The following is a 6,951-nucleotide window of genomic DNA, read 5'->3' as shown; positions in this document are numbered from 1 at the left end:
GCCATGTCACGATCGTTGACCAACTGTAGCCAGTCACTGAGACTTTCCGATCCGGTGCCATTGCCTCAGCACGAGGCGTCCGCCCAGCGGCGCGCGCCAATCGTCCTGCGGCACCGCATGAGCCTGATGGCTCTGATTCTGACGGCCGCCACCGCGTTTGTCATAGCCGGCGTCGCGTTTGCCGAAGAATACCATTCGAATCCGTGGCTCCTGTCCTGGATCCCCGCCACCTGCTGCGTCACCAATGATTGCTGCTGGGAGGTGTCGGAGCGTGAGTTGCGCTCGCTGCCCGATGACGAGTGGGAAATCCGCTCGACGGGCCAGGTGCGCAAGCGCACCGGATGGTCGCCCGACGGCAAGTTCTACAGGTGCGCTTGCGACTACGACAGCGTCGACAAGCACTGGATCAGGCACCAGGGCGCCAATACGCGATGCATCTTCGTGCCCATGCGTTCGGCGGCCGCGTCATATCCGTCGAAACGGCCGGTGCATTGAGGCGGTGAGGATCGCCGGTCGGTTGTCCGGCGATCGAAACCGATAGAGCAGGCCGGCTCGGGCCGGTCAGGTCCCGGACAGCACCGGCCTGCCTTCGCTGGTCGAGAACCCTCCGCACGTCAGGGGCCGGCGGGAGCGATCCCTTATGCCCGCCCCCGCCCCGGTTGCGCTGGGTGCGCGGATGGGTATCAGTGGCACCCGCATTTCCACCTCCGGGGACCACCGATGCGTTACCGCTGCGCCGTACTCGACGATTACCAGAACGTCGCCCTGAAAATGGCCGATTGGTCGAAGGTGACCGGAGACGTCGATCTCACCGTCTTCAACGAACGCCTGGGCGATGAAGCCGCTGTTGCGGCAGCGTTACGCGATTTCGATATCGTCTGCATCATGCGCGAGCGCACGCCCCTCCCGCGTAGCCTGATCGAGAAGCTTCCGAACCTGAAGCTGCTCGTGACCAGCGGGATGAAAAATGCCGCGATCGATGTCGCCGCAGCAAAGCAGCAGGGCGTCGTCGTGTGCGGAACCGACGGCGCAAAGCATCCCACTGCGGAACTCGCCGTCGGCCTGATGATCGATCTGGCGCGCAACATCACGGTCGAGAATGCTCGCATGCGAGCGGGCGAGGCGTGGCAGAACACGATCGGCATGGACCTTAATGGCCGCACGCTCGGTCTGATCGGACTTGGCAATCTCGGCCAGCGGGTTGCCAAGGTGGGTCTGGCATTCGGCATGAACGTGATTGCGTGGAGTCCGAATCTGACCCCCGAGCGCTGCCGGGAGCATGGCGTCGCCTACGCGACCAAGGCCGATCTGTTCCAGCAATCGGACTATATCTCGATCCACCTTGTGCTGTCGGATCGTACACGCGGCCTCGTCGGCGCGACCGATCTCAAGATGATGAAGCCCTCGGCGTTCCTCATCAATACCTCGCGCGGTCCGATTGTCGATGAGGCGGCGCTGATAAATGCGCTGCAGGACAAGACGATCGCCGGGGCAGGCCTCGACGTGTTCGACGTGGAACCGCTGCCGCGCGACCATGTGTTCCGCAAGCTGCCCAATGCTCTGATCACGCCGCATCTCGGTTACGTGACGCAGGAAGGCTACCGCTACTTTTATGGCGGCACGGTCGAAGCGATCCGCGCGTGGCTGGATGGCAAGCCGATCCGCGTCCTCGGCTAAGCGCAATCACACAGAAAAAACGGACAGGGAGACCGCCCATGCAGCCGCGCGAACGTGTCGCGTTTGATCCGATCGAGACGCGTCCGATGCTGACATTTCCCGATGGCGTGCGCATGGTGATCTGGCCGGTGCTGGCGCTTGAGGACTGGGATATCTCGCGCGCGATGGCGCGCATGGTGATCGTCCCACCGCAATTGCAGCCGCTGCTGCCGGATCATCCGAACTGGAGCTGGCACGAATACGGAATGCGCGTCGGCTTCTGGCGCATGAAGAAAATGCTGGAACGGGTCGGTGCCACGCCGACGGTGACACTCAACGCAAAGGTCTGCGAGAGCTATCCGCAGGTGGTCGAGGCTTGCCTCAGCGCCGGCTGGGAGCTGAACGCGCATGGCTACGAGCAAATTCCGATGCACAAGCTCGACGACCAGCGCGCCACCATCGCCAAGGCGGTGGAGGTGATCGAAAGGTTTTCCGGCAAGCGGCCGCGCGGCTGGTTCGGGCCCGGCCTGACGCAGACCTTCGACACCCTGGACTATCTGAGCGAGGCCGGCATCGAATATATCGGCGACTGGGTGCTGGACGAGGAACCGGTGACGCTGAAGACCACGCACAAGCCGGTGGTCGCCCTGCCCTATAATTTCGAGATCCACGACATCGTGATGTTCACCTCGCAATATCATCCCTCGAGCATGTTCCACGAACGCGCGATGGATCACTTCAACGTCCTGTACCGGGAATCCGCCGAGCGCCCGAAGATCATGGCGATCGCCTGTCATCCCTACCTGTCCGGCGTGCCGCACCGCATCGACCATGTCGAGCGGACCTTCGCCGACATTCTTGGCAAGCCCGGCGTCGTGTCCTGGACCGGCGAACAGATTCTCGACTGGTATCTCGCTCAGCAAAAGGCATCGTGATGTCGCCACGCATCCGCTCGGCATTCGTGCCGCATGATCTGAAGGCGCCGATCCGCGGCGCGGCGACAGGCCCGCTTGCCGGCCTGTCCTGCGTCATCAAGGACATGTTCGACATCATCGGCGAGCGCACCGGCGGCGGCAATCCGGACTGGCTCGCGGCGCAAAAGCCCGCAACGAGGAATGCCGCGGTGGTGCAGAAGCTGCTGGATGCGGGCGCAACCATCACCGGCAAGACGATCTGCGACGAATTTTTCTACAGCATCGCCGGCGTCAACGCGCATTACGGCACGCCGGTCAATCCGCGGGCGCCCGGCCGGCTCCCCGGAGGTTCGTCGAGCGGCTCGGCATCGGCCACCGCGTCGGATGCCTGCGACTTCGCCATCGGCAGCGACACCGGCGGCTCGGTGCGCATCCCGTCCTCGTTCTGCGGGCTCTACGGCATCCGCACCACGCATGGCCGCGTCGATCTTGCCGGCGCCATGGGCATGGCGGAATCCTTCGATGCCGTGGGCTGGTTCGCCAATGCGCCGGGCGTGTTCCAGAAGATCGGCCCGGTTCTCCTCGGCGGCACCGCGACAGCGGCGGAGATCAGAAAGCTCGTCATCCTCGACGATGCCTTCGCGGAATGCGATCCCGAGGTCGCGGAGGTGATCAACGAAGCTCTCGCCGCGATGTCGGCCGAGCTCCCGGCGTCCTCACATCAACGCATCGCACCTGACGGACTCGACACGTGGCGTGAGGCCTTCCGGGTGATCCAGTCGCGCGAGATCTGGGCGCTCTATGGCGACTTCGTAACGCGCGTGAAGCCGCAATTCGGACCCGGCGTTGCAGAGCGTTTCGCCGCGGCGGCACAGGTCACCGAAAACATGGCGGCGAAGGCGCGTGTCACGCAGGAGCGCGCGCGCGACCGCATCCGCGGCATTGCGCAACCCGGCACGCTTCTGGTCATGCCGACATCGCCCGCCGTCGCGCCGCTCGCGGACGCGCCGCTCGCGGTGCACGAATCCTTCCGTTTGCGCGCCATACGGATGACTTGCATCGCAGAGCTGTCGGGCCTGCCGCAGGTCTCGATTCCCGTCGCGACGATTGGCGGCTGCCCGATCGGCCTGTCCTTCATCGGCTGGGCCGGCGGTGACGAGGCGCTGCTTGCTTTGGCGGTGAAACTTTCGCGCTATTGCGGCATCGCGGCGTAGAGCGACCTGGTTCCGGCACAGGAACTCAAGCCATGCTTCGGCGTTCTGGACTGGTTGCTTTCAGCAAGGGGCAATCATGTTCAAATGGGCGATTCTGTTTCTTGTCATCTCGCTGATTGCGGGCGGCATCGGCCTGACCGGCATTTCAACCTGGGCGAAGCGGATCGCCATGGTGCTGTTCGCGCTGTTCTTTCTGGGCTTTCTCGCGCTTCTCGGCTTTGCCTATCTCCTCGGCAGCGCCTTTGAGGCCGGACGCGCCGCGGCCATCCTGCAATTGCTCGCATAGGCTCCTTGCATAAAAGAATCGGTGGGACATGCGTCCCGCCGGTTCTTTTTGGCCGTACGTAGAGTGACGTCAGCGGTGGCCGTGGCTCTCGGCCGGCGTGTTGCCATGATAGCCGCTTTCGAGTTCGGCGCGCGTTGCCGCATTGGCGGCAGACGCAGCGACGACGGCGATCAGGGACGCAGCGACAAGAGCTTTCTTGATGACAGACATGGTCAATCTCCTTGTGGTTCAGTGTTGAATGCCCGTCGTGACGGGCGTTGTTCGCTGATCCGCTCGCGACCGGCGCATCATTCGCGTCGCGTGAGCGGCAGCTGAGCCGGCTCAGCGGTGGCTGTGATGCCGGACACGCGGCTGACGACGCAGCACGATGTCGGGCGCCCGACCGCCGGCCTGCCCGTACGCGCCGCGCGCGCCCTCTTCGATGGCATCGCTCGGCCCGTATGGCGAAACCCATACCGGGCTGTTGCCGTGATAACCGGACTCGAGGTCTTCGCGGCTGTCGGCATGAGCTGTGACAGCGGCGAATGTCAGCAGCGATGCTGCGACAAGAGTGGTCTTGATCGACATTGGCAGTTTCCTTGCGTTTCAGGTTGCGGACCTCGTGAGTGAGCATTCGCAACTTCAGCACGGCGGCAGCTAGGTACTGGTCACCATCAAGACCAATCAACGCAGCGTGAGCGAATGCGTGAGCCGTTGTGAGATCTGCGTGAGATCAGGGAATAAGTCCGCTTGCGCAGTTCGGCCGCAAAATGTTCGCACAACAGACAGCGGATAAGACCATCGATGGCGAACCTCATTCACGCGAAGCGTAGAACGCGATTTCGCGCGGCAAACTTGCGGCGGGTTTTGTCTTTCCTGCGACAGCGGATTGCGAGAATGGGAGTCTCCAACGTCTCCGCATCACGAATTTCGATGACGATCGATCACGCGCGCAAATGCGGCAACCTTGCCACAAGCCCGCGGCTCACCGATCGCGATGCGTCGCGTGACGATCAACCATTCGCGCGGCGAATGCCTCAGCGCGTGGTGATCACCGCAACCGGACCGCCGCCGTCGGGACCCTGATGTTCCGCGCCACCGGACACATAGATTTCCGCATGGCCGACCAGCCCCGCGAGCGCCCCGCACACGAAGGCGCGCGCATGCCGCGTCGGCGAGATGTCGGAATCGTCGAGCATCGTGTGCCGGAAGCCGCGCAGCGTCGCATTCTGGCTCGGCTCGGCCTTGGCCAGCAGCGCCACGAGGCGCGTGCGCTCGGCGGGCGAAAGCTGGCCGCTCGCGCTGAACCCAAGGCGCTGCAACGCGGCCCGCACCGGTTCCACGTCGATGGCATCCGCCATCACCGCATGATCGACGACCAGCGGGCCGCCCCACTGCTTCGACATGCCGAGCACCACGATTTCATGGCCAAGCAATTCGATGCCGGCCGAACAGCTCGCGCGGGCGGAATGCAGCGCCCAGTTCTCTCCGATGTCATGCTCCGCGATCTGGTCCGCGCGCAGTTCGCCGAGCGCCACGGCGACGCCGAGCGCACTCGCCGCGCGCGACAATCCCATCGATTTCAGGGTCGATGTCGTCGCGACGGTCTTGCCGCGGGCGGCGGCTTCGCCGATCCGCTGTGCGGTCAGAAGCGGGCACTTCACCTGCACGAAATGCACGTCGCCGGGATTGTCGATCCCGGCATCCGCCATCGCCTCGCGGACACCCTCTGCGACCATTTCGATCTCGCCCGCGCGGCCAAGATCCTCCGGCGGCAGTGCCGGCGTATGCGCCCGCCCGATGGCAAGCGCGGGTCCCGGCCCCTCGCCCTCCGCGCGCTCGAACACGGTCCAGTGCGGCGCCATCCCGCCCTCGGTGCCGCCCGACATCACGAAGCAGATTTTCTGCGCGTCGTCTCGCGCCATGAATTGCGAAAAGAGCTGTGTCAGTGTCGCGGTGGCAAAGCCGCGGCTGAAATCGTTGACGCAGCCATTGCCTTCGGTCTTGCCGAACACCGCAATCACGCCTTTCGGATCGATGCGGCCGTCCGCAATGGCACGCGTAATGCCGCTGATATCGTCGGGCGCGAAGGCGGAGATGCGATGGACCTTGGCGACGGGCATGCGTTCCTCTTTCAACAGCAGGGCGCCTCGCCGCCGAAATGCGCGGCGATGGCTTTCTCCAGCGCAGGCAGAGCCTTGGCCAGCGTTGCCTGTCCGGCCATTCCGGCGCGGAAACGCGCCAGCAAATCTTGCAGCATCGCGGGATAATCGACCCCGAGCACCTGGCCGTTGCGCACGACAATGCGGCCGCCGACGATCACCTCCTCGATATGCCGCGCCGTCGCTCGGGCGAAGAGAAGGTCCCGCGGATCGAGATCCGGATTGAGCCGGTCATCGTCGATGCGCGACCAGTCGAGCAGAACGAGATCGGCCGGACCTCCCGCGGCGAGCATGCCGCCATCGTCGCGGTTCAGAACCGAGAAGCGTCCGTTGCGCCAGGCCGATGTCAGCGTGTCAGCGCGGCTGACGATCGTCTCATAGCCCCAGCCGCCATGCAGCAAATGGGTCAGCCGCATCTCGCGCAAGGCGTCGTCATCCTCGTCGAGCGCAAGTCCGTCGATCCCGAAGGCTACGCGGCAGCCGCGGCGCTTCATCTCAGCGAGCGGGGCAATCCCCGACCGGATCCCGAGATTGGACGAGGTATTCACCGAGATCGTCACGCCGCGTTCGGCGAGAAGTTCGAGTTAGTCCGGCCGCGCGTAGGTGCAATGCGCGAGCGTCAGCCGCGGCGACAGCAGCCCGATCGCGTCGAGATAGCGGATCATGCCATCAGGAAATTCACGGTCGGCCCAGTCGCGCTGATACCGCGTTTCGAAACAATGCATGTGGACGCGGCGGCC

8 protein-coding genes and 1 pseudogene are annotated in these 6,951 nt (G+C 64.4%); 5 read left to right on the top strand and 4 right to left on the bottom strand.

The features are described 5' to 3' along the window. The 5 genes from VN004_RS20300 to VN004_RS20280 all read left to right on the top strand — a co-directional run. Positions 1 to 495: hypothetical protein (locus VN004_RS20300; protein ID WP_325613988.1), on the top strand; the 495-nt coding region annotated here is incomplete at its 5' end. 225 nt (positions 496 to 720) lie between these two features. After that, positions 721 to 1,677, top strand: coding sequence for a D-2-hydroxyacid dehydrogenase family protein (locus VN004_RS20295; protein ID WP_325613987.1), 957 nt, complete (start codon positions 721 to 723; stop codon positions 1,675 to 1,677). A gap of 38 nt (positions 1,678 to 1,715) precedes the next feature. Then, positions 1,716 to 2,591, top strand: a complete 876-nt coding sequence (locus VN004_RS20290; RefSeq protein WP_325613986.1) for a polysaccharide deacetylase family protein — start codon at positions 1,716 to 1,718, stop codon at positions 2,589 to 2,591. Further along, positions 2,591 to 3,784, top strand: a complete 1,194-nt coding sequence (locus VN004_RS20285) for an amidase (RefSeq protein WP_325613985.1) — start codon at positions 2,591 to 2,593, stop codon at positions 3,782 to 3,784. The genes VN004_RS20290 and VN004_RS20285 overlap by 1 nt, the downstream gene beginning before the upstream one ends. Before the next feature lie 76 nt (positions 3,785 to 3,860). After that, positions 3,861 to 4,070 (top strand): DUF1328 family protein, encoded by a 210-nt coding sequence (locus VN004_RS20280; RefSeq protein ID WP_325613984.1) that lies wholly within the window; start codon positions 3,861 to 3,863, stop codon positions 4,068 to 4,070. Positions 4,071 to 4,139: 69 nt separating this feature from the next. Here the strand turns inward: VN004_RS20280 and VN004_RS20275 are convergent, their stop codons facing one another. The 4 genes and pseudogenes from VN004_RS20275 to VN004_RS20260 form a co-directional block, all read right to left on the bottom strand. Next, positions 4,140 to 4,280, bottom strand: a complete 141-nt coding sequence (locus VN004_RS20275) for a hypothetical protein (protein WP_325613983.1) — start codon at positions 4,278 to 4,280, stop codon at positions 4,140 to 4,142. A gap of 111 nt (positions 4,281 to 4,391) precedes the next feature. Beyond that, entirely contained in the window at positions 4,392 to 4,637 is a 246-nt protein-coding gene (locus VN004_RS20270) for a hypothetical protein (RefSeq protein WP_325613982.1), read from the bottom strand. 449 nt (positions 4,638 to 5,086) lie between these two features. Next, positions 5,087 to 6,172, bottom strand: a complete 1,086-nt coding sequence (locus tag VN004_RS20265; protein WP_325613981.1) for a ring-opening amidohydrolase — start codon at positions 6,170 to 6,172, stop codon at positions 5,087 to 5,089. Between the two features lie 11 nt (positions 6,173 to 6,183). Next, positions 6,184 to 6,780: pseudogene (locus VN004_RS20260) on the bottom strand (amidohydrolase family protein); the annotation flags it as partial. Positions 6,781 to 6,951: the final 171 nt, after the last annotated feature.

It is taken from the genome of Pseudorhodoplanes sp. (assembly GCF_035565855.1).
Lineage (GTDB): Bacteria > Pseudomonadota > Alphaproteobacteria > Rhizobiales > Xanthobacteraceae > Pseudorhodoplanes.
The sequence above is the reverse complement of the archived record's forward strand: the minus strand, read 5'-3'. Positions and strand labels throughout refer to the sequence as shown.

What these genes read in the sequence shown, in the direction of transcription:
- VN004_RS20295 (WP_325613987.1), top strand. Translation starts at nt 721, where the DNA reads ATGCGTTACCGCTGCGCCGTACTCGACGATTACCAGAACGTCGCCCTG.
- VN004_RS20290 (WP_325613986.1), top strand. Translation starts at nt 1,716, where the DNA reads ATGCAGCCGCGCGAACGTGTCGCGTTTGATCCGATCGAGACGCGTCCG.
- VN004_RS20285 (WP_325613985.1), top strand. Translation starts at nt 2,591, where the DNA reads ATGTCGCCACGCATCCGCTCGGCATTCGTGCCGCATGATCTGAAGGCG.
- VN004_RS20280 (WP_325613984.1), top strand. Translation starts at nt 3,861, where the DNA reads ATGTTCAAATGGGCGATTCTGTTTCTTGTCATCTCGCTGATTGCGGGC.
- VN004_RS20275 (WP_325613983.1), bottom strand. Translation starts at nt 4,280, where the DNA reads ATGTCTGTCATCAAGAAAGCTCTTGTCGCTGCGTCCCTGATCGCCGTC.
- VN004_RS20270 (WP_325613982.1), bottom strand. Translation starts at nt 4,637, where the DNA reads ATGTCGATCAAGACCACTCTTGTCGCAGCATCGCTGCTGACATTCGCC.
- VN004_RS20265 (WP_325613981.1), bottom strand. Translation starts at nt 6,172, where the DNA reads ATGCCCGTCGCCAAGGTCCATCGCATCTCCGCCTTCGCGCCCGACGAT.